General features: G+C 45.6%; 18 protein-coding genes and 4 tRNA genes. 10 read left to right on the top strand and 12 right to left on the bottom strand.

What is annotated here, in order from left to right; genetic code table 11:
* Nucleotides 1–80: 80 nt before the first annotated feature.
* The 10 genes from OW491_RS03365 to OW491_RS03410 form a co-directional block, all read right to left on the bottom strand.
* A complete protein-coding gene (locus tag OW491_RS03365) occupies nt 81–4,346 on the bottom strand; it encodes a DUF6701 domain-containing protein (RefSeq protein ID WP_290034654.1) in 4,266 nt (1,421 codons plus the stop codon).
* A 98-nt stretch (nt 4,347–4,444) separates the two neighbouring features.
* A tRNA-Gly gene (locus OW491_RS03370) sits at nt 4,445–4,520 on the bottom strand.
* A gap of 33 nt (nt 4,521–4,553) precedes the next feature.
* Nucleotides 4,554–4,629 (bottom strand) — tRNA-Glu (locus tag OW491_RS03375).
* A 53-nt stretch (nt 4,630–4,682) separates the two neighbouring features.
* Nucleotides 4,683–4,758, bottom strand: a tRNA-Gly gene (locus OW491_RS03380).
* Between the two features lie 33 nt (nt 4,759–4,791).
* Nucleotides 4,792–4,867, bottom strand: a tRNA-Glu gene (locus OW491_RS03385).
* Nucleotides 4,868–5,049: 182 nt separating this feature from the next.
* On the bottom strand, nt 5,050–5,328 hold the full coding sequence (locus OW491_RS03390; RefSeq protein ID WP_290034655.1) for a hypothetical protein: 279 nt from the start codon (nt 5,326–5,328) through the stop codon (nt 5,050–5,052).
* Between the two features lie 94 nt (nt 5,329–5,422).
* Complete coding sequence (locus OW491_RS03395) at nt 5,423–7,135, bottom strand: ATP-binding protein (protein ID WP_290034656.1); 1,713 nt, start codon at nt 7,133–7,135, stop codon at nt 5,423–5,425.
* Between the two features lie 4 nt (nt 7,136–7,139).
* Nucleotides 7,140–8,201 (bottom strand): substrate-binding domain-containing protein, encoded by a 1,062-nt coding sequence (locus OW491_RS03400; protein WP_290034657.1) that lies wholly within the window; start codon nt 8,199–8,201, stop codon nt 7,140–7,142.
* 116 nt (nt 8,202–8,317) lie between these two features.
* On the bottom strand, nt 8,318–9,451 hold the full coding sequence (locus OW491_RS03405) for an HDOD domain-containing protein (protein ID WP_290034658.1): 1,134 nt from the start codon (nt 9,449–9,451) through the stop codon (nt 8,318–8,320).
* A 501-nt stretch (nt 9,452–9,952) separates the two neighbouring features.
* The gene (locus OW491_RS03410; RefSeq protein WP_290034660.1) at nt 9,953–11,812 is read right to left on the bottom strand and encodes a sugar phosphate isomerase/epimerase and 4-hydroxyphenylpyruvate domain-containing protein; all 1,860 of its coding nucleotides are present in this window, start codon (nt 11,810–11,812) and stop codon (nt 9,953–9,955) included.
* Between the two features lie 273 nt (nt 11,813–12,085).
* On the opposite strand from OW491_RS03410, the gene pcaQ reads away from it, so the two are divergent.
* From pcaQ to OW491_RS03460, 10 genes are all read left to right on the top strand, one after another.
* The gene (pcaQ, locus tag OW491_RS03415; protein WP_075171734.1) at nt 12,086–13,009 is read left to right on the top strand and encodes a pca operon transcription factor PcaQ; all 924 of its coding nucleotides are present in this window, start codon (nt 12,086–12,088) and stop codon (nt 13,007–13,009) included.
* Nucleotides 13,010–13,149: 140 nt separating this feature from the next.
* Complete coding sequence (pcaD, locus tag OW491_RS03420) at nt 13,150–14,337, top strand: 3-oxoadipate enol-lactonase (protein WP_290034661.1); 1,188 nt, start codon at nt 13,150–13,152, stop codon at nt 14,335–14,337.
* Entirely contained in the window at nt 14,334–15,032 is a 699-nt protein-coding gene (gene pcaH, locus OW491_RS03425) for a protocatechuate 3,4-dioxygenase subunit beta (protein WP_075171732.1), read from the top strand. Before pcaD ends, pcaH begins: the two co-directional genes overlap by 4 nt.
* A gap of 2 nt (nt 15,033–15,034) precedes the next feature.
* The gene (gene pcaG / locus OW491_RS03430) at nt 15,035–15,634 is read left to right on the top strand and encodes a protocatechuate 3,4-dioxygenase subunit alpha (RefSeq protein ID WP_178968473.1); all 600 of its coding nucleotides are present in this window, start codon (nt 15,035–15,037) and stop codon (nt 15,632–15,634) included.
* Between the two features lie 9 nt (nt 15,635–15,643).
* The gene (locus OW491_RS03435; RefSeq protein ID WP_290034663.1) at nt 15,644–16,474 is read left to right on the top strand and encodes a 3-keto-5-aminohexanoate cleavage protein; all 831 of its coding nucleotides are present in this window, start codon (nt 15,644–15,646) and stop codon (nt 16,472–16,474) included.
* Nucleotides 16,475–16,565: 91 nt separating this feature from the next.
* Nucleotides 16,566–17,423 carry a CoA-transferase gene (locus OW491_RS03440; RefSeq protein ID WP_290034664.1) on the top strand — a complete coding sequence of 286 codons (858 nt, stop codon included), beginning with the start codon at nt 16,566–16,568 and terminating at the stop codon, nt 17,421–17,423.
* A gap of 1 nt (nt 17,424) precedes the next feature.
* Nucleotides 17,425–18,195, top strand: a complete 771-nt coding sequence (locus tag OW491_RS03445; RefSeq protein WP_075180287.1) for a CoA-transferase subunit beta — start codon at nt 17,425–17,427, stop codon at nt 18,193–18,195.
* A 13-nt stretch (nt 18,196–18,208) separates the two neighbouring features.
* The gene (pcaF, locus tag OW491_RS03450) at nt 18,209–19,414 is read left to right on the top strand and encodes a 3-oxoadipyl-CoA thiolase (RefSeq protein ID WP_290034763.1); all 1,206 of its coding nucleotides are present in this window, start codon (nt 18,209–18,211) and stop codon (nt 19,412–19,414) included.
* Between the two features lie 124 nt (nt 19,415–19,538).
* Nucleotides 19,539–20,873: an adenylosuccinate lyase family protein gene (locus tag OW491_RS03455; RefSeq protein WP_290034665.1), complete on the top strand. Its 1,335-nt coding sequence runs from the start codon at nt 19,539–19,541 to the stop codon at nt 20,871–20,873.
* A gap of 27 nt (nt 20,874–20,900) precedes the next feature.
* Entirely contained in the window at nt 20,901–21,836 is a 936-nt protein-coding gene (locus tag OW491_RS03460; RefSeq protein WP_075171726.1) for an AEC family transporter, read from the top strand.
* Nucleotides 21,837–21,858: 22 nt separating this feature from the next.
* Here OW491_RS03460 and OW491_RS03465 read toward each other — a convergent pair whose 3' ends face one another.
* Nucleotides 21,859–22,533 carry a GntR family transcriptional regulator gene (locus OW491_RS03465; RefSeq protein ID WP_178968470.1) on the bottom strand — a complete coding sequence of 225 codons (675 nt, stop codon included), beginning with the start codon at nt 22,531–22,533 and terminating at the stop codon, nt 21,859–21,861.
* A gap of 180 nt (nt 22,534–22,713) precedes the next feature.
* Nucleotides 22,714–23,568: a shikimate dehydrogenase gene (locus tag OW491_RS03470; protein ID WP_290034666.1), complete on the bottom strand. Its 855-nt coding sequence runs from the start codon at nt 23,566–23,568 to the stop codon at nt 22,714–22,716.
* Nucleotides 23,569–23,639: the final 71 nt, after the last annotated feature.

Below are 23,639 nucleotides of genomic sequence, written 5' to 3' on the forward strand. Positions count from 1 at the left end.
ACTAGACGAATGGGACGCATATGCCTCGTTGAGGAGGCGCAAATAATAGATATATCACCCATTCATGTCAACCACTTATGTTAATTTTGTCGCTGAAAAATAACTCGATCATGACTGCGATATTGGCCGAACGTAATGTCTGCTTCTGGCGCGTCCAACACACCATCACCATCACGATCCCACAAGAGGAACGGAAAACGGGTCATATCAATTTGCATGTTAATTGTTCCGGAAAAAGATTCACCAGGTGCCGACATTTTGATGTCCGCATCTCCCGCTTCCACCCTAAAGTCACTATCAGCATATCCATAGGTGAAAGAGGATTTATCATCAACAATCAACGTGCCTTCAACATCGCTCAAGACAACTTCAGACTCCAACCAAGCAGAGCAACTATCCAGCTCATTGACAACAAATTGCTGACCATCAAAATACTGCACTACCCAAGGCACAGCCAAGGACTCCGTCTCAGGACCGTAAGCATTCTCCAACCACAAACGGCCATAGCGCATTGATAACGCATTAACTGCTCCTAACCTAAAGCCTTGGCAAGACTCTTCCAACCAGTCATTATCGCCGTCACTATCCTGTTTATAACAAACCAAATCCGCATCGGTTAAATCAGCTGCCGACAAAACGATGTCAAAGCTTCCCGCAAAAGGCGCCTCAGTGGCACCTTTTACATACCGCACTTGATCGTCCAACAAAGCTAAAACAGCCTCACCTGAAAAATCAGCTTGGGTTTCCTGCCAATCGCCACCGCTCCCTAAGACTGACTCAAGTGAAGCATTGACTGCTGCACTTTGGTCTTCAAAAGTTCGCTCAGATACGCTATCGCTTAAACGCCATAAATCAGCACCATAATTATAAGTTATAGCTCCCGTGTAACTGCGAGGCTGCACAGTAAATTCTGGCGCCACTTGAAAAGACAGCCAATCATCTAGGTAATTAAAGCCACCAGAAGGACAGTAAGCACTCATTTCAGGTGTATTAGCCGAAACAGCTAAAAAAGCGGGAACAAAGCGACCTACGTATACACTCTGTGTCGGAATTTGATGACCAAAATAATCGTCATCCCTCGCTGCTACGGATAAAACTCCTACCTCATCATAAGTTGTGCTAAAAGCAGCGGCTCCGTTGGAAAAAGCAGAGGAGACATCTAGATCGGAAGACACATCTTCCACATCGATAGAACCTGACGCTAATGCGAGTACACCGCTAACAGCCCCCTCAGCCATAAGAGGCGATTCTAATTGAGCCGACAGCATGGCCGAACTGGGCTGATAATTTGGCGTAGGCGTACCATCTGCACACTGAGCAATAATGGAGAGATTGAAAGGGCGCGCCGCTTGCCACACTGCTCCTGAACTTAGATCTGCATTATGCAAAGCCCCTCCGTCAGTATCGCTAGCGGCAACCTGCAGCTGCGCCGGATAGGTAACCCACTGATCTCCACCTATCAGCGTATTAACACTTGTTTGGAGTGATACGGCTAATGAAAGCTGGCCAGCATCAGCATAAGCTGCTGAAAACTCCGCTTCTCCGTTAGCGTCAAAGCTTAAAGTCACGGGAGTATTCACGCCTTCAGACACAGAGTATTCAACCCCTAAGGCACTAATCAGGACAGGAGCGCTACCTGAGGACGGTATACTATACTGACTGCTAAAACTGACTTGCTGTGTACCTGAGATCGCTGCCGCACAACTAGCGCTTGAATCAGACTTTTTAACAGCGCGCAGCCTTACGGTAGCACTCGACAAGCAGGAAGCCGTATCAGGAATATCAAAAACAAACCCCGATTCAGAAACGATCAGGTTCAGGTCTTCAGGATCACTTACATCCCTTAAATCAGTAGATTCACCATCGGTAACATTAAAGTTAACGATTTCGGTATCTGATGATAAGTCCGGGTAAGCAAAACTCAACACTACCTCCGATTCCCCATTATCAGGAAATGTATACGTTACCTCCCCTGCACTCGAACTGCCTAACACACCACTACCACTAGTAACGCCCAGCCACTCTCCTTTCCCTGTCGAGGTTGAGACAGTAATTGTTCGTCCACCAGCACTTACGAGAGAGTGGGAGCTATCATGCGCTTGAATACGGATATCAGTTGCCATACAGCTGACTAAATTTTCTGCATGGCTAACCCTGTAATGGTCAACTTGATTAGGCTCGACACAGTTACACGCCCTTAAGCCACCATCATAGTTTCTGCCGGCATTTTCATTATTATAGATGTCACGCAATTCAAACTCGGTCAAAGCGACATCAAAGATTTTCACCTCATCGATATCCCCATCAAAAAAACGATCACTCAACCCCTGATCTTGCCCAATTTGAAGGTCATTATTGTTATTCACTAAAGGCCCAGCAAAAGTAGCCCTGCCTGCCTCTTGGCCATCAATAAAAATTCGTTGAAGCCCATCAGCATGCACAATTGACACCTGATGCCATTGGTTGAGTGACAGCTGGATAGTGGACGTCACAGTTCCATTCTGGCCAGCCTGGTTGTACCACCACCAAAATACTTGCAGGTTGGAATTAACATGGAATTCGTAATTATTATCTTTAGATAGAATCGTCTTCAAACTACTAGGTACTGATTTTATTCGCACCCAGGTTGTCACTGTTAACTCATCGGAAATATCAACCAAGCTATTATCCGGTAAAGTGACATAATCATCCTCGCTATCAAACTGAGCTAAACCACAAATTTTTCCGTCTATGGTCGACAGCACCCCATTAACAGCAAATGCATCTAAGGAATTTGGGCCACTATCAATAACATCCTGACTATTTGACCAATTACAACTATCAAACCGGTAGTTCAATACGGTAGGTGGCAAATCACAACGACGACTTGAACCGTCATAATTGAGCCCACCTTGCTGATTAGCAAAAATCTGCGCCACTTGTCTTCCCGTCAACGCCGATGAAAAGAGAAGCGGCTCATCAATATATCCTTCCCAATCCTGAGTTGAGCTAAAGCCCCCTTGCAAAGAGTCCTGCTCTTGCCCAATAACAACACCGCCGGTAGATGCCGCAAGAGGCGCATTGGCCACACTGACGCAATCGAAGCGTTCTCCATCAAAGTAGAGGCACATTTCACCGCCGCTTCTCACCAGAGCAAAGTGATGCCACTGATTATCAGCAAAGTTTAAAGGGCCGCTAAAGTTATATTGGTTCTCATGAAAATAAACGCGGGTGAAGTTATCGCTATCAAAAAAAAGTAAGAACTCATTTTGGTTACCATTTCCATAAACAGAAATCAGCGCCTGATTACCAAGGTGTTGAGATTTTCCCCAAACGGAATACGTAAAATCATTCAACCCATCAAATGCCTGAGCATCCAAACTAATATAGTCAGTTACAGGCGCTGCAGTAAAATCAGCCGCACGACAGACAACACCCTCTTCAAGGGAGTCCATAGCAATATTCGATTTACCATCAAAGCCATTACCGCTGTAGTCAGTAACTTCGGTATCAGCACCCAGCCATCGCTCTTTATCTAAATGCCAGTCGCCTTGCGCCAAAGGAAGATCAGGAACAGGACAGGTTCGCACACTGCCCTCCCAATTAAGCCCTGACTGATAATTCTGATAGATGCCATCTGCTTCTGCAGAGCTAACAACGCTGCGAAAGATGAGTAACTCATCAATATAGCCTTCCCAATCACTATTAGAAGACAGGCCTGCGCCCACAGATGTTTGTCGCTGGCCTAAGATCAAACCACCGTTATCAATTGATACCTGCCCCGTTTGACCTAAGCTAGCACAACCGATTAAGGCACCGTCGATATATAAACAATATTGATCCGTTCCACCGCTCTGCTGGCTCGCATTGCGTGTCCATATATAGTGATGCCAAGCATCATCATTAGGAAAGTAATTATTAAGCTGAATAGTGTAACCATTGACTATAAATTGGTAACGCCAAACATTGCTAACCTGCACAAACCTTATAATAACCTCTTCATCTGAGCCACCCGCCGCACCTGATAAAACAGTCTGCGTTTGAGTCGAGGTCACAGAACTTGGCAGCTTCCCCCAATAAGCAATAGAAAAGTCGGTGGCTCCGTTAAGAGCGCTTCGGTTCAAGGAAATATAATCACTGCTGCTATTTGCGGTTAAGTCCACCGCCCCACACAATGCTCCTATAGCGGTGCTGTATAAAATACCGTTTGACTGCCCGTGATTGTCAGAACCACTAGAATCAACAACCTCATTTGCCTGCCCCGTCCAATCAAACTCATCAAGGCGCCAATCAGCCTCAATGACTGTAGCCGCATTAACCATGACGGAAAAACAACTTAAAAAGACAAACAACAGCCGTACTAACATGCTTATTCCTAAGTAAAAAGCTACAACAGAGCTCTAGATATCGACCAACAAGGCAATTACTGAATAAGATTAGTATAGGAGAGAATTAAATGAACACGTGGAGCGGGAAACGAGATTCGAACTCGCGACCCCGACCTTGGCAAGGTCGTGCTCTACCAACTGAGCTATTCCCGCAAAGATTAACCAACAGAAAGTCAGCTAAATAAGTGGCGTCCCATAGGGGGTTCGAACCCCTGTTACCGCCGTGAAAGGGCGGTGTCCTAGACCACTAGACGAATGGGACTAATTTAATTAAAGCTTGGTAACTTTAACTAGCTGCCCTAAGGCAGTAAATATTGGAGCGGGAAACGAGATTCGAACTCGCGACCCCGACCTTGGCAAGGTCGTGCTCTACCAACTGAGCTATTCCCGCTCATAATTATCAGCACAGCGGCTTGATAATTAATGGCGTCCCATAGGGGGTTCGAACCCCTGTTACCGCCGTGAAAGGGCGGTGTCCTAGACCACTAGACGAATGGGACGCATCTCACATTTCGAAGCATTGCCTCAAATGCGGGGCGTATATTATTCTGCTTACTCAGTAGCGTCAACTGTTTTTATTATTTTATTTAGTATTAAAATCAAATACTTTGTTTTGGGGAGCTAGCGCCTATGTTTACAGCGACTTTTTACTCAACCATGCGCTCCGCAAACTAGAAACACGCTATCGATACGTCCAGTTGATATTTACGATCAAACCGCTCTTTACGTCAATTAGCCATTTCCGACCATCAAACCGGTAAATCATGCGCGTGACTGAACAGGTTCTCCCAGAACCACAGCGAGCCTTCGTTTTATACTTCGTTTTTGGCTTACCCAAAGACTCGTAAAGTTTAGAAAGGTCATCCCCTGAAGCCAATAGTTGACCATCCGGTAGTCGCAGTGCATAAACCGAACTGGCATAAAAACAGACACCAATAACAATCCATTGAAATAGCCGCATCCTTGCTTCCTCATTAGAAAAAGCTAAACACTACTAAAAATAACATGAATGAAAGCTTAGGACCGGGTTAGCGATTTAACCGCTAGCACCTTGATTAACAAGGTAGATTAACCGTCATTGTTACGCCATTATCGGATTCAATGGTTAAGATAGCGCCTATAAAATCACAACGTTCTTCAATTCCTAGTAAGCCAAAGCCCCGATGGCCAGTTGGGTCCACATCTAAGTCAGGGACAAAACCTTGCCCATTATCTTTGATGCATAAAACCACCTCATCTTGTGTTTGTAACAATGAGATGGAAAGCTCGGTCGCTAAAGCATGCTTAAGCACATTCGTTAACGCCTCTTGGACAATACGATAGAGATGGATATCCGCCCCCGAAGGGGTTATCACATCTTCTAGATCGAGAGATACAGTAACGCCTGACTGCTCTAAGCTTTTCAACGTGGGAATTTGCTGAATCGATTGGCACAACCCCATGTGATCAAGTTCGGTTGGCCGCAGCGCCATGATACGATCGTAAACAGTTGCATACATAGCAGCCACTAGGTCTTTAATGTTTTTAGTATTTTTGAGTGCTGGGCTGCTCATCGATATTTGATGCTCTAGCAAGGTCGTTTCGACTCGAACAGCAGTAAGTAATTGGCCGAGCTCATCATGTAACTCTTGCGCTAAGTGGTTACGCTCTTGTTCTTGATTATTAATAAGCTGGTGCAAAATTACGCGCTTATCCCCTAATGCTTTTTCCAGTTTTTGATTAGCAGCCTTTAGCTCCGTTCGTCGGGTCGATAATTCGGCTGCTATCTCATCAACCTGCCCCCCCATTCGGTTAAATTCATCAATGCGACCTGGACTCCACCTATCAGTAGCAGCTCCTGTCATTAAGTGTCTGATATACATCACTAGCTTTTGCAGTTGTTTATCCAAAGAGGATGATAGCAATGCGGCCACAAGCGCACTGATAACTAATCCGGCTAAGCATCCCCCCACTAGTAACGCCAGCAGCCGACTGGCCAATGAATAAATGCGCGTGTCTGCAGACTGCAAGCGCAATTGCAAATGCTCGCCAAAACCTTTAATGGGCAACTGTAGGTTTTCTTCTAATACATGATTTAAGCCTAGCAACCGCAAACCAAAATTAGCGCCTTCAACGGGCTTTTCAAAAACGTGATCCGTTAGCGTTACCCCATCAACCAGTAACTTAGCCCGGTCAATAACCGCCTGCGTTCTATGCACCAATTGATTTAAAAATAACTTGTTGTTTGATAGCTTGATACCGCCAACCAACCTTCCAACTACCTTTTGATCGGCGTTGGTTATCAAATAATCTTTAATCAATAGCCATTCGGAACCGTTATTCAATAAATTCCATTCTTGGCGCGTAACATCATTGTATTTGCTATATAACTGTTTGCAGTTGGTAGGCCCAATATCCAGCAACGGATTTTTCAACAAAAAGCACTGGCCTTCTTGTAAAAGATAAACGAGAGCAAAAGCATATCGATGCTGTCGTTTACCTCTATTCTCGCCTAATACAATTTCATTGAGCTCTGGGCGCGTCTTGTCTAACAAATTAGGTTCAAGTGCCAGATCTACAGACAACATGTGGAGATCTTGATCAATGAGGCGCAACTGTATATCAAACTCATGCTGGACTGCTTCTGCACTGCGCGCGAGTGATTCTCTAGCCGCTTCTTTTAGGATTTGGGATGTTGTGTAATAAGCATTAAGAGAAAACAATAAAAGAAAGCCGGAGATAACCACCAGAAACAACAAGAACGTCAATGTTCTAAAGCGAAAAGTCATTGCATCATGGCCCTGAGTAGATAAATGCTTTTGATATAAGAGTTCTTAGTATTTCTGGAGTTGAATTGTTGTGCAATACCGAGAAATCGCCAGAGAACACCAACGGAACCTCTTTCTTCTGACGATCCAGAGAGATAGCTTCGGCTATAGCCACACCATTTTGGTCATTCATCCTCATCAATAAAACGTCTAAATCTCCTCTTTCAAACGCTTCTATTTCGGCTAACCCTCCTCCCCAACCATTGATGACAATGTCTTCACGCCCTAATTCATGTAAAGCATCCACTGCCCCTAAAGCCACATCGGTGGTACACGCATAAATATATTTAATTTCGGGGTACTCCGTTATAAGAGCGAGTGCCTGAGCTTTTGCCATTTCTCGGCTAGCGTTAGTAAAGTAACTTGCCTTTAAATCATGATAGCCACTTACAGCACGCTCAAAAGTCAAACCACGTTGGTCACTTACCACTCCTTTGTTCCATAAGAGCAAACCATAGGGCGTACCTTTAGGGAAGCGAGCTTTAAAGTAATCCGCCAGCTCTAAAGCACCTTGAGCATGATCAAAACCCACATATAAAAATGGCTGAAAATCAAACCACTCCTCCACAGGCTTGGTTAAATTTTGAACTATTATTTTAGGCTTATCCTGTTCTAACAACAGCTCTACGATGCGTTGTTGTTGCAGTGAGTTAATCGTCAAAATTAGATAATCAGGCTCCTTAGATAAAACGGACTTTATCTGCCTCACCTGCAAATCTACACCTTCCGCTGGAGCCGAAAAACGAACATCCAGATGATAATCCAACTCAATGGCATCTAACCGCCCCGTCAAAGAGCGAATGCTGCGCTGCCAATAATCAGACGACTGAAAACCCGGATACACAACCGCAATTTTAACGGACGAGCTCTGTTTAAACTGGACAGGGTGCGCGTCATCAGTGACTAATTGTTTAAAGTCATCAGCATTAACAGCCAAGACATTCGGGTTAATAACAACCAGTAATATCCAGCCTAATATAAAAGAGAAGAGCCGATGATGAGCCGACGGCCACTGCTTTCTTAACATTCAAGCACCATTTTTCGAAGCTCCTTATTGATAGAGATGCCGACAGTTACTGCTGAAAAAAGCCAACACGACTATTAACGCACTTATCATTGATTGACCAATTGTTCATTTAGTGACTACTCAATAAGAATGAGTTGATCAATAAGGCTAGGATCAGAAAATTGAAGTTGCGCTAACTTTTCTGCCAGGCCTCCAGAGCGACGTGCTTCCTCAAAAATTTTAGCAAGTAATAATAACGACGGTACTTGATGACGCTCAAGGTCAACTAATTTTAAACTACCTTGCTGGGCAACAGCGCTCACCACTTGACTGTCAAACCCCCACAGGGCTAACCAAAAAGCACCCGGAGCGGCTGCATCCCCATATGAAAAGTCAAATGCTGAGCTTAAATCCATATCATCTTGCTCAACTTGAGCTATGACTAGATCACCAATGTTATGCAACAAACCGGCAAGGTAACATTTATCAAGCGAGCCACGAGAGGCATCAAGGTCGGCTCCCAATTTAGAGGCCCAATAAGCGACATCCATCGCTCTTGATAACGCCAAACTACGCTGAAAATGGGAGGTTTTAGGAAGATTAACAAACACACCTACAACAATGACCAAATAATACATACGGTCAAGCCCCAGCCGCACTACCGCCTCATGAGCGTCAGTCACGGTATGCCCTAAAGCCAACGTCGTTGCGTTAGCAGCATGCAAAACTTTTCCCAGAAGAACTTGATCACGTTTAACCGCTCTAACTATCGAGCTAATATCGACATCTTTAGCACGTAAAAGACGCATTAATCGTAAATAAGGCTCTGGTAGGACGGGCAGATGACGAAGTTGGCAAAGCTGGATGCGCAACTCTTTCTCTAAGTTAAGTTGCTGCAACATTCGTACACGCGGCAGCAACGCTAGCAAGGCGATTGTTAAATCTTCTTCCGGTAAACTAAAATGGACTAATCCCGCATCATTTAAATGCAGCACATCCACTTCTTTACATACCAAGGCTCTAACCGCCGTAGGGTAGCGACTCGATATTTCAGTAAACAGTTCTGTTTGCTCAGCTTCTTGGTCTGTACTGTCAAACACTAAAACCAAATCAAAATCTGATTGCACAAGAGTGGAATCGCGCCAACGGGCTATCTCATCAAAATTTAAATTGTGCCCTTGACCCAGCACTTCCCAATTCAACGAATAACCACTGTTGTCTATCAGGCTTCCTTTATGATTCGACAGCACCTGAATTGATAGCTTTTGCATATCAAGGCCTATTAGTTTAATTACTAAGATTATCGGCCAGAGCTACATTTTTTATAGCACTGTGTTATGGAGCTACAAAAGAACGAACAACACACTCAACCAACAGTATTCACTATAGACCTATAAATACGCAGTGCCCACCAATCGAAAATTAGCCCCTCACTGACAATGCGCCTACCGCGCCTGAACACAAGGCTGATTCTATAATCAATAGTGGATTAACTTCTTTAATCAACTTTTACGCCTTATCTTTAAGACACCGCCAGCAAACAAAGCTTTGCTACAAAGGCACGAACCATGTGTTCGCCTAACCAACGGGGAAGTTTAGGAGGGAATATACATGATGACTGAAACCGACCGATGAGGATCGGAGTTCAGCCCATACAAGAAGCATGAACCCTACATAGAGCTTGGCAAAGAGCACATAATGGATTGACGTGTTCAGCATTGCTGGCAAGGTCATCACTAAGCACATCAGTGAGTGGTAGTTACTTATATTAGTTACTTATTAGTTACTAATTCCTGGCTACTGACTGCTTGGGAAGCCAAACGTATAAACGCATTTGCCTCTCCATAGCGATTATAATCATCAATGCGCTGCACCACTTCAAAAAACACGCCATGAACAGTTTGCGTATAAAAATGGAAAAATTCACCATCATCATTGCGATCGTACAACACATGATTAGCTTTCATCTGATCTAGCAACCCTGCATCTAAGGCAAAACGAGCGTCTAAATCTCTATAATAGTTCTCTGGAATAGGCAGCAAGTGAGTTGCTCCCACATGCTCAGCAGCGGCAAAAATATCCTCGCAACTGAAAGCTATTTGCTGGACCCCCGACCCCTTAGAATGCTGTAAAAACCGTTGAGCAGATGCATTTCTAGCCTCTGTCATATTGATGGGGATACGCACTCGATTATCCGAGCTTACGGCAACACGACTGACAACTAACCCGTAAATATCAGGCAAATCGGTACTCGCCTCAATATCAAAATCAAATAAAGATTTATAAAAGAAAGCCGCTGAAAGGAAATCTGTATTAGAGACCGTCTGCCCCACATGATCGATGCGCTTAAGACCAACGGCTGACGCCTCGACATCAGCTACAGGTTCAAAGTCGATATCAAAAAAACGAATACCGGCCCGGCGCTCAACAAAATAAACAAGGCTGTCATCAATTCCTCGGATAGCAGGTATATTTAGCTCGCCGGGGCCAGACTGCCCTTCAAACCGAGGGCAGCGATAAAAGTCAGCCCGCTTTAACATGCCCTTTAAATCATCTGTGGTAAACGCCAGAGCGCATACGGACACACCGTGCTTTTGATAATGCTGATGCGCTAAACTTTGCGGCTCTCGATTAAGTACAAGATTGATATCCCCCTGGCGCATCAAGCTAACATTCTTGGAACGATGCTTATGCGTTTCGGTAAAGCCCAAAGCCGAAAGCATAGCGATTAACTGTTCCCCACTATTGCCTTCCACAGAAAATTCAATAAATTCAACATCTGTAATAGCGGGCACCGCAGGCGCTACCTGCTCTACTTTAGGGGCGGTCTGCTCTTCCAACCAAAGCAATGAGCGCATACCATCTATTGCTTTCTCCAAAGGGGAAGAAGAACGAAACTCATCATTAAAAATTTCATGAGACAAATAATCATCAAAGCCTTTATCTCGTAACGTTTGCACAAGCTCGACAACCGGCAAGTCACCTTGACCGGGAAAGCAACGAAAGTGACGGCTGTAACTAAGTACATCCATTTGTAAACTGGGTGCATCAGCCACTTGTACCAGCGCTATCTTTTCTATCGGAATTTCGTCACGTAATAGATCTAGCGTATTGCCACGTGCAAACATATGGAAAGGATCAATAATGATCCCTACATTACTGTGATCAGCACGCTTAACGATATCCCACGCATCGCAGTAGTCAGCTACATATCGTCCCCAAGCCAGCGCTTCATAGCCAATGATGAAACCTTCTTTTTTGGCCAACTCGCCTAACTCTCTCAAATCAGCCGCCGCCCGCTGCTTATCGTCTATCACGTGAGGAGAAACGTTACTGCAGATCAATAATCGCTGAGTACCCAACTCGTGCATCAATTCGAACTTTTTCTGAGCACGATAAAAATTCTGTGTACGGTAAGGCTCTGGCATCGCTTCAAAATCACGAAACGGTTGCAGCGCTATGATCTCTAGGTCTAGGTCATTAGCCATCCTACGTACATCTGCCGCAGAACCGGCGAATTGGGTTAAATCATTCTCGAAGATTTCAACGCCATCAAAGCCGGCTGCGGAGGCAGCTTCAAGCTTTTGCTGCAATGTTCCAGAAAGGGTTACGGTAGCAATAGATTTTTTCATAACGTGACTTACCCAGAGAATCGAGCTGTAAACCCAGCAACGACGGATTCTTATTCAATATTACTACCCACATTAGCGACTACTTAAACGGTGTGGAAATGAAATAAAGATAGTTTATTATTCTTTTTTTGATATAAATAATATGAATTAAATGGAATCAACTACATAAATAAGCATAATATCAATATATTTAAAAGTACCCTATATTTTAAACATACTCAGAAACTGCATAACGCATTTTAAATTTACCTACCCCCAACCAGGACATAAGTGATGCTTGAGAACCGAATTAAGTACAGGCACTTACAATGCTTTTTAGAAGTTACACGCCAAGGCAGCGTTGGCAGAGCGGCTGATGTTCTTGCTCTAACGCAACCTGCTGTATCCAAAAAGCTAAAAGAGCTTGAGGAAATGCTCGGTGTTCGATTGCTTGAGCGCAATAAGAAAGGAGTAGAGCTAACACAATTTGGAGAGGTTTTTCTCAAGTATGCAGGGGCTAGCGTTGCCGCATTACGTGAAGGGACCGACAGTATTGCTCAAGCGCAGCAAAAAGGGAAAACAACACTTAGTGTGGGTGTACTTCCTACCGTTGCCACCTCTATTTTACCCAATGCTGTACAGCGTTTTCGCGAAAGCGGTATTGATGCAACGCTCAATCTTGTCTCGGGGCCCAATTCATTATTAGTAAGCCAATTGCGCGTAGGTGAACTGGATCTAGTAGTAGGACGCCTAGCTGAACCAGAACAAATGTCAGGCCTATCTTTTCAGCACCTGTACTCTGAACGCGTAACGTTTGTGGTTCGCCCAGGCCATCCTTTGCTTAGCAAACCAATGTTAGACGTAAAAGACGTTAGCCAGTACACCGTCATTTACCCACCTAAAGCCTCACTGATTGCTCCTGCCGTTGAACGCTTTTTATTAGCTCAAGGCTTTGGCGCACTACCCGACCGCATCGAAACTATCTCAGACTCATTCGGTAAAGAGTACATCCGCCAAACTGATGCTATTTGGGTTATTTCGCGCGGCGTAGTGGCACGTGAAATCAAAGACAACATATTTATTGAGTTGCCTTTAGATACAAAAGAAACCTTAGGCCCAGTCGGACTAACGACACGTGCCGACACTATCCCGACCCCTGTAATGCAAATGTTTATGAATGCAGTGCGCGATACGGCAGAGGCAAATCCAGTTAACTAACACGCAGCAAAAAGCGATAGAAAACGTTTACATATCGAAAACGATATAAAAATACAACAAAAGCTCATTTTACATAACATAAAAAGTTGTCAAAAGTATGGGGATCAACTAGCCAAAAACTAACAATAAGGCTGATACCTATGCAAACCCTGTCAAATAACGGAGACGTCCTACACTACCAATTGGACGGTCCCTCACATTTGCCACTTATCGTCTTTTCAAACTCATTGGGTACTGACATGCGCGTCTGGGACCCTTTGCTGCCTTACTTGAAAGACCAATACCGTTTTTTGCGCTATGACAAACGTGGACATGGCTTATCGTCTTGTAACAACTTGCCCGACACCATTGACGATCATATTAGCGATTTAATCGCTCTATTAGACTCTTTACATATCAGCCAAACCATTCTGTGCGGATTATCTGTAGGAGGACTTATCGCGCAGGGAGTAGCGGCTAAACGTCCGGAGCTGGTGAAACACCTTATTCTCTGTGATACCGCTCACAAAATTGGCCCGGCAGAAACCTGGGATGCCCGAATTGAAACAGTCACTCAGCATGGAATAGGCCATATTGCTGATGCAGTGATGGAACGCTGGTTTGCCAGTAATTTCCGTACCGAGCAAGAAGCGGAAGTAGTTTTGTGGAAAAACATGCTGGCGCGCACTCCCGTAGAAGGCTACACCGCCACCTGTAAAGCCATTCGTAATGCAGATTTAACACAAAGCAGTTCGCAATTAACACAACCTACACTGTGTATTGTGGGTGATGAAGATGGTGCAACACCACCCGAATTAGTGCGTTCAACAGCCGAACTCATTCCTGGTGCGCAGTTTGAAATCATTAAAAATGCAGGCCACCTGCCTTGTGTTGAGCAACCAGACGCTTTAGCTAAACTCATTCAAGCCTTTCTTCGTAATGTAAGTGAACCACTGACACGCTTCGATGCAGGTATGAAGGTACGCCGCTCGGTCCTTGGCGATGCTCATGTCGACCGTGCAGAAAGCAATAAAACAACATTCGACGAACCCTTTCAAACTTTCATAACAGAAGGCGCTTGGGGTTCCGTATGGAGCCGCCCGTTTCTCAGCAAACGGGATCGTAGTCTGATTACGATTGCACTATTAGCAGCGCTAGGTCATGACGAAGAGCTGGCAATGCACGTTAGAGCAACACAAAACACTGGCGCAACCCTCGATGAAGTACGCGAAACTTTATTACACCTTGGTGTATATGCGGGTGTTCCAGCATCAAACATCGCCATTCGTGTGGCAAAACAAGCCTACGCAGAGATAGGTATTTCCATTGATGGGGACAAGAACTCATGAGTAAAGTGACACCTAGAGACTGGGATAGCCATGCGGCTTATATTAGTCCTGAATACAAATCCTCCATTTTACGTGGTGTATCAAAAAGCTTAGTTGAAATTGATCCGGAGCTATCGGAGCTAACAGGCCCCGCCTATGGTGCAGAAGTGATTGGCGAGCTTGATCACGACTTAACAAAGAATGGGCAAGTCAACGGCGAGCCTATTGGCGAACGTATCGTCGTGACCGGCCGTGTATTGGATGAGAACGGCAATCCTGTTGCCAACACTCTGGTCGAAGTGTGGCAAGCCAATGCAGGTGGACGTTATATCCATAAGCAAGATCAGCACGATGCACCGCTGGACCCTAACTTTTTAGGCTCTGGCCGCTGTTTGACTGACGCTGAGGGTCGATACAAGTTTTATACCATCAAGCCCGGCGCTTATCCTTGGGGCAACCACGCTAATGCGTGGCGTCCTAATCATATTCACTTCTCATTATTTGGTGGCAGCATCGCTTCACGCCTAGTCACGCAAATGTACTTTCCTGGCGATCCGCTGCTAGACCTTGACCCTATTTATCAATCGGTTCCCGCGGGTGCGCGTGAACGTATGATTAGCGAATTTTCTATCGATGTTACCGAAGAAGGTTTCGCACTAGGTTATATTTTTGACATCGTTCTACGTGGTGTTTCAGCAACGCCAATGGAGGCTTAATTATGTCTATGAAACAAACGCCTTCACAAACCGTTGGCCCTTACTTCGCCTATGGCTTGACTGCGCAGCAATATCACTATAACCATACTCAAGTTGCAGATGCCGTCATGGTAACGGATACAACTGAGGGTGAGCGCATCCGTATCAAAGGGCGAGTGTTCGACGGCCAAGGCCAAGTGGTCAATGACGCAATGATTGAACTCTGGCAAGCGAACGCCGCTGGTCGATTTAATCATCCTAATGATGGACGCCAAGACCGTAAACTTGATCCAGCATTCTCTGGGTTTGGTCGCTGCGGTACAGGTATGACAGCCGATCACCACTTTGCGTTTGAGACTATTAAACCTGGGTCATCAGAAGCAGGTAAAGCACCTTATATCAGCGTGATCGTCTTTATGCGCGGCTTGCCTAACCATGCTTATACACGCGTTTACTTTAGCGATGAAGCTGCCGCTAATGCGAGCGATTCCACGCTCAATAAAGTTGAGGAAAATCGTCGCCCTACGCTAATAGCACAACGTCACGAGACGGCGACAGGCATTGAATATCACTTTGATATTCATATGCAGGGCGATCAAGAAACTGTGTTCTTCAACTTCTGAGGATAAAACATGTCATCTCCCTGCATCATTAGCGTAGCTATTACGGGGTCTCTGCCTCAAAAGCAGAATAACCCGGCCGTTCCTATCACGCCGGCAGAACAAATTGAGTCTACGCACGAAGCTTACGAAGCAGGCGCGACCTTAGTGCATCTGCATGTCAGAAACGACGACGGGACGACGAGCTCAGACCCAGAACGTTTTGCTTTAGTGCAAGAAGGCATACGCAAACACTGCCCAGGAATGATCACTCAATTTTCTACGGGTGGCCGAAGTGGTTCAGGTACAGAACGTGGTGGCATGTTACATCTCAAACCTGATATGGCTTCGCTTGCGACAGGTTCTGTCAACTTTGGGTCGATTGTTTATGCAAACTCTCCGCAGCTGATCGATGATCTTGCGCAACGAATGCTTGATAACGATATTAAACCAGAGATTGAAGCCTTTGATCTGTCGATGATTTTTAATACAGCCAAACTGGTAGAACGAGGCCTGCTCAAATCGCCTGTACACCTGCAGTTTGTGACCTCTATCCCAAACGCAATCCCAGCCGATCGCGAAGTACTAGAGTTCATGATCAAACAATTTAAGCGTGTATGCCCAGACGGCACATGGACAGCAGCAGGTATTGGAAAGTACCAACTCATTCTAAACCAGTGGGCGCTTGAACTCGGTGGGCATGTACGTACAGGCTTAGAAGATAACATCCGCTTCGACAAAGACAACCTAGCTAAAAGCAACGCACAATTAGTAGAGCGCTTAGCAGGTATGGTCGTTGATTATGGACGTACAGTGGCTACCCCGGCGCAAGCTCGCCAAATTTTGGGGCTAAAGCCCGTATAACGCTCCTTTGAAAAGCAATCGGCGAGCCTAGTATCTTGATAATCTGGCCGTCGTTTTGTGTCTGCTCTTATATAATTGAGGAACCCTTGCCATGGCAAAGTTTGTCTCCCTTAAAGAAGCAATCGCAGAAAACGTCTTTGACGGTGATGTGATCGCAATGGAAGGCTTTACCCATCTAATCCCTCATGCCGCCGCGCATGAAGTCATCCGTCAGAATAAAAAAGATCTTACTTTGATCCGCATGACTCCAGACCTCATCTATGATCAATTGATCGGTATGGGCTGCGCCAAAAAAATCATCTTCTCCTGGGGTGGAAACCCAGGTGTCGGCTCACTTCGTCGTTTGCGTGATGCTTATGAAAAAAGCTGGCCGCACAAACTTGAGATCGAAGAACATAGCCATGCAGCCATGGCAAATGCTTATGAAGCCGGTGCTGCAGGCTTACCGTGTGCTATTTTCCGTGGTTACCTTGGCGCGCAATTAGAAGAAGTAAACCCTAACATCAAACGCGTAGAGTGCCCGTTCACAGGTGAAAAACTGGCAGCTATTCCCTCTATCCAGCCAGATGTCGCTATCATTCACGCCCAAAAAGCTAACAAGAATGGTGACGTGTTAATTGAAGGTATTGTAGGGGTTCAAAAAGAAGCCATTCTCGCCGCCAAACGCGCCATAGTAACCGTTGAAGAGATAGTCGATGACTTTGACGACATCCACATTAATGCCTGCGTCCTACCTAGCTGGACGGTAAAGTCTATTGCCGTCGTCCAAGGCGGCGCTCATCCTTCCTATGCGATGGGCTATTACGACCGAGATAATGCTTTCTATAAAAACTGGGACCCTATCGCCTCTGATAGAGATGCATTCCTGGCGTGGATAAAAGATAACGTATTAGAAGTAGGTCCCGAGATTTTTGCGCAACGTGTTGCCGATAAGAAAAAGGAGAAGTGAGATGAGTTACACTCCGACAGAAATGATGACCATTGCAGCAGCGCGCGCTATCCGAAATGACGACGTCTGCTTCGTAGGTATTGGCATGCCCTCAGCTGCCTGTAACCTAGCACGCTTAACACATGCACCCGGCGTCACGTTAATCTACGAATCAGGCACCATTGGTACAAAACCTGATGTATTACCACTATCTATCGGTGATGGTGAGCTATGCGACACTTCGGTAACGACCGTGTCTGTTCCAGAAATGTTCCGCTACTGGCTACAAGGTGGACGAATCTCAGTTGGTTTCCTAGGTGCTGCTCAACTGGATAAATTTGGCAACATCAACACCACTGTTGTTGGTGGAGACTACCACAACCCTAAGGTTCGCCTGCCTGGTGGCGGTGGAGCGCCTGAGATCGCTACTTCATGCGGTGAAATATTTATTGTCATGAAACAAACCAACCGTGGTTTTGTTGAAAACATCGACTTTATTACATCGCTTGGTCACGGCAAAACAGGCAAAGAGCGAGAAGAGCTCGGCGTTAAGACAAAAGGCCCTAGCCGATTAACAACGGATCTTTGTATTTTCGAAACAGACCCGGCCACTAAAGAGTTCATAGTGACGTCTATCCACCCAGGCGTAACACGTGAGCAAATCCAAGAGAATACAGGCTGGACTGTTCGTTTTGCTGACCAAGTAATCGAAACACCGGAGCCCACTGCGATTGAACTTGACGCTCTACGCGCACTAAATGAACGTACGGCTAAAGCACACGCCGGAAAATAACCGAGATATCATTATGACCGTAGCTTACATATGCGACTATATTCGCACGCCGTTTGGACGATTTGGCGGCACACTCTCTACAGTGCGTCCTGACGATTTAGGCGCCATTCCGCTCAAAGCTTTGTTAGAGCGTAACCCAGAACTGGACCCAGCGGCTATTGATGATGTGATCTTTGGTTGCGCTAATCAGGCAGGCGAAGACAACCGAAATGTTGCCCGTATGTCTTCATTATTAGCGGGATACCCTACTAGCGTTACCGGTACTACCGTTAACCGCTTATGTGGCTCTGGGATGGACGCTATTATCATGGCCTCCCGCGCAATCAAAGCGGGTGAAGCCGAAGTCATTATTGCAGGCGGCACCGAAAGTATGACTCGCGCGCCTTTTGTCATGCCAAAAGCGACGTCAGCATTTTCGCGAAACAATGAAGTTCATGACACTACCATTGGTTGGCGCTTTATCAACCCTAAGATGAAGGCCGAATACGGCGTTGATTCAATGCCCGAAACAGGTGAAAACGTCGCTGAACAATTCAACATTAGCCGCGCCGACCAAGACGCCTTTGCGCTGGAATCGCAACAACGTGCAGCGAAAGCACAAGCCGCCGGTATTTTTGCACAAGAGATTGTCCCGGTTACGATACCTCAACGCAAAAAAGATCCCATCATTTTTGCAGAAGATGAGCACCCTCGCCCGCAAACTACCGCTGATGCCTTAGCTAAACTCGGCACTCCGTTTCGTGAAGGAGGTAGTGTAACGGCAGGCAACGCGTCGGGCGTGAATGATGGCGCCGCTGCTTTGATTATTGCTTCTGAAGCAGCCGTTAAAAAGTACGGCCTCACACCTATTGCGAAAGTGCTAGGCGGTGCAACAGCAGGCGTTGAACCTCGCATTATGGGCTTTGGCCCTGCCCCAGCGGCACAAAAGCTATGCAAACAGCTTAATATGGATATTAACCAGTTTGATGTCATCGAGCTAAACGAAGCATTTGCTTCCCAAGCGCTCGCAACATTGCGCGACCTAGGCCTGCCAGATAATGCAGCGCACGTTAACCCTAACGGCGGCGCTATCGCGATCGGTCACCCACTAGGGGCTTCGGGAGCACGCATTACAGGAACGGCAGCTCTAGAGTTGAAACGTACAGGCAAAAAATACGCCTTAGCAGCCATGTGTATTGGTGTCGGCCAAGGTATCGCTATCGCAATTGAAGCGGTTTAACACTCCGCTTTATTATTGTCTGGCTCCATAGCGCTAACGCTGCTGTCCTCATTGTTGAGGTATAGTAAGCATTAGCGCACTTTTTGTTTCTGATACGCTGTATTGCTACTGACAAGGTCTATTCATGATTCAAGTAACCCCTTTTGACTCGGCACTATTTAACCCTCTGCTCTCCGATAACGAAGCCGGTTATTATTTAAACGATCAGGCTTTCATCAAGGCAATGCTATCCGTAGAGTCTGCTCTGGCCATAGCGCAAGCTAAAGCCGGCCTAATCCCAACAGAAGCCGCGACAGCCATTACAAATGTTGCTGAAAACTTAGAGATCTCTCCAGCTACATTAGCTCAGGGCACGGCTTCGGCTGGAGTTCCTGTTCCGGCTTTAGTAGCTGCTATCAAGGCCCAGCTTCCATCGGAACAGGCGAAATGGGTTCATTTTGGCGCGACTAGCCAAGACATCGTTGACACAGCGCTCATCTTAACGATCCGATCTCTACTCGATATTATCGAACAGCGCATCAAACATTCTCTTAGACATTTGCGAGATTTAGCGCAGACACATGAAAATACGCTCATCGCCGGCCGTACTCGCACACAACAAGCGGTCCCCATGAGTTTTGGCTTCAAAGTAGCTGAATGGGCTAATCCTCTGCTGCGCCAGCTCGCGCGGTTGGATGAAATGAGGCCTCGTATCCTCAAAACACAATTAGGCGGGGCCGTTGGGACCCTAGCTGCTATGGGTGAAAAAGCGGATGAGGTCGGTTTGCATTTTGCAGATACACTTACACTTGAGCGCGGTGATAATTGGCATACACAACGTGATTCACTAGTAGAATGCTCTTCGTGGTTGAGTGTAACTACGGGGCTACTTGGCAAAATGGCACAAGATTGGCTTTGGCTCTCATCCACTGAATGCGGCGAAATCCGTTTTACAAACGGTGGCGGCTCTTCAACCATGCCGCAAAAGTGCAACCCTGTTAATGCCGAAGTCATGGTTGCCATGATGCGTTTAAATGCAGGTTGGTGCGGACAAATGCATCAGGCCATGCTGCATGAACATGAACGCAGTGGCAGTCAGTGGACACAAGAGTGGTTCATCCTCCCTCAACAGCTGCTAGCAACAGTGGTAGCCGCTCGTCATAGTATCGACGCGCTGGACCATATTGTTATTAATAGAGAGCAAATGTTACACAACCTCGGCGCTTTCAATGGTGTCATTTATGCTGAAGCCGCAACATTTGAGCTCGCCAAGACGATGGGAAGGGATAAAGCATCCGAATTAGTAAAAGCAGCAAGCAAGACGGCTATAACCGGGAGCGAACATTTATTTACATTGATTGCACAAGAAAGTGGTCAACAGCTCGATGTAGAAACAATGCAAGCGGCGCTGCTTAAAGCAGGCGCAACGACATCTTGGCTAGCTCGCATAATAGGCAACATAAACCAAATATGCCCGTAGACTTCTACACGATACAGGGAGAATAACGTGTTAGAGATTTTTGCTACAACAGCACCCATTTTCTGTTTAATCATACTCGGTTATGTTGCGGTTAAAACAAGACTAATGCCCACGGATGCATTACCGGGACTGGGCCGTTTTGTCATGTACTTTACGCTGCCCGCATTGATATTTGATACCTTGGTCCATATGGATTTTGCGGATGTGATTGAACCCCGCTTTTTACTTGCTTATGGGATAGGCTCGCTGTTGTCTTTTTCGATTGGATTATTGATCGCTAAAAAACTGTTGAACAACAACCTAACAGGAAGCGGTATTAAAGCATTGGGCATGTCGATGAGTAACAGTGCATTTTTTGGTCTTCCTGTTCTTATTTTAGTGTTTGATGATCCACCTACAGTGGCATTTACTATGGCCTTAATCATTGAGAATATGCTGCTATTTCCTGTGGCTTTAATGACTATTGAGTACGCAAATGGCAAAGGGGAAAACCAATCTCTTTTACAAATTTGGAAATCAGTTATTAAACGTGTTACTCGCAACCCATTAATCATTGCTATCGTTGCAGGTTTTATCGGGTCGGCACTACAAATACGCTTCCCCGCTCCTGTTAATGAAAGCCTACATATGTTGTCTGCCGCCTCAGCAACAACAGCCCTATTCGTTATTGGAGGCTCCCTAGTTGGCTCCACCATAAAAGGGAATATGGTAGAAATTAGTACTGTTATCGTCGGTAAATTATTAATGCACCCGTTATGCGTCGCGCTCGCGGTGCTTTGCATTCCAGGCCTCAGCCCTGAACTACGCTTAGCCGCTATTTTATTGGCAGCCATGCCTATGATGAGCATATACCCCATTATAGGTGGGAATTACGGGTACCGAAGTATATGCGCCAGTATTCTCATGGGGGCAACAATGGTGTCCTTCATATCGATAGCCGCCATCTTAGGCATCTTACTTTGAATACCCTGCCAATAAGCATGGGCTACACTGTGGCTTTAGGTGTTTGACTACCTCGACTAATATGGAGGGACAGCAAGGATTTGGCACCCTCTATATCATCATCCAAGAGCCGCTGAACCAATTCTTGATGCTCAGCCATAACCTCTTTCCCGCGAAACGGGCGCTGGCTTAACGCTAATACTTGATAACGCATATACAGCTCAATAACAGAGGCATGATAACGAATTAATTGTTTTGATCCGCAATTAGAGACAATGGCTGTATGAAAATCTCTATCAGCCTTCTCCCAAGCAGTTACATGCTGCGCCTCATCTTCCATCATCAACTTTTCAGCACAACTTAAGCGAAAGTGGGCGCTAATAAGCCGAGATTTCCAATCGATCAATGTATCTCTACGTTCGAACGACTTTTCTAGCCCTAGCATTTCCAAGGTGCCGCGTAGCTCTATTAACTCCTCTAAATCCGCAATAGAGACGGGGATAACACGAAAACCCTTTTGGTCTTCAAATGACACAAAACCTTCAGCCACCAAGCGCATCAAGGTTTCTCTTAGTGTATTTACACTAACGTTATATGTTTCCTTAAGCTGATTTAGCTTGAGCTTTTGCTCAGGCTTTAAGTGCCCGGTGACAATATCATTTCGTAGTTTTTCGTAAACCGCTTGCCCAACCAACTTACGATCCAATGCATTATTCATTCATTTTCCGACATTCTACATAAACTGTTCTACATTCCTTTTAGCAATTCTAACAAGTTTAGTTAAGGTATCCTTTAACAATTTAGATAGATTACCTGTACTTTTCACCCATAAAAAAAGCCTATCCAATAATGGATAGGCTCAGGGAGCATTGATAGCCCAAGAAAAGATAACTACCTATTAACTAATAAATTGGCTCTTCACATTAAACTTCTCTTTAAAGCGCGCTAGGACCGAGGGGGCGTCCACGGCTTGTCCGGTGAAAATAGTAAATGCGTCTAAGCCTTGATATAAAAACAAGTCAAAACCAGAGACAATCGTCATCTGCTTTTGATGAGCAACCTGTAAGAATTCGGTATCCACGGGTGTGTAGACCGCATCAAAAGCCCAAGATTGTGATCCAAACAAGCTTTGGTCAAGAGGGTTACCTGGCGTTTTGTAATGCCCAATTGGCGTACAATTTACCAGACCATCGGCATCCATAGCCGCATCACCAATGTCATTTTTGGTAACAAAGCGGGCATTCAAACCAGCCGCACACATAGATTCAGATAATGACCGAGCACTCTCTTCATGCACATCGTAAATCATCACTTGTGTAGCACCAACGTCAAATAAGGCAAACGCTATTGCCCTGCCAACACCGCCAGCGCCAATCAATAACACGTTACCTGCCGGCTGCTCACCTAAGCGGCTTTTGAAGCCGCGAATAAAACCAGAGTAGTCGGTATTCGCTGCGCTAACCGTCTCGCCGATAAAGGACAGTGTATTTGTGGAACCAACACGCTTTACCGCCTCGTTGGTATTAGTCGCGTGATTAATCGCAATTTGCTTATAAGGAAAAGTTACATTGCATCCGGTGTAGCCTTCTTCACGCAACCGATTCAATGTGAAAGCAAACGCTTCGGGAGATTTATCAGCTGGCTCATGTAAATCATACATTACCGGTATGTTGTGCAACTCACCTAACAACGTATGTAACAAAGGCGCGCTTGATTTTTGAATCGATTGACCGATAAGGCCTAACTTTATCATTTCTTATTCTCCACAATACTGCTCACTGCGAATGCTAATCGAGATTTGCCATCTAATCCCACGCTAGCACA

It is taken from the genome of Neptunomonas sp. CHC150 (assembly GCF_030397555.1).
Lineage (GTDB): Bacteria > Pseudomonadota > Gammaproteobacteria > Pseudomonadales > Balneatricaceae > Neptunomonas > Neptunomonas phycophila.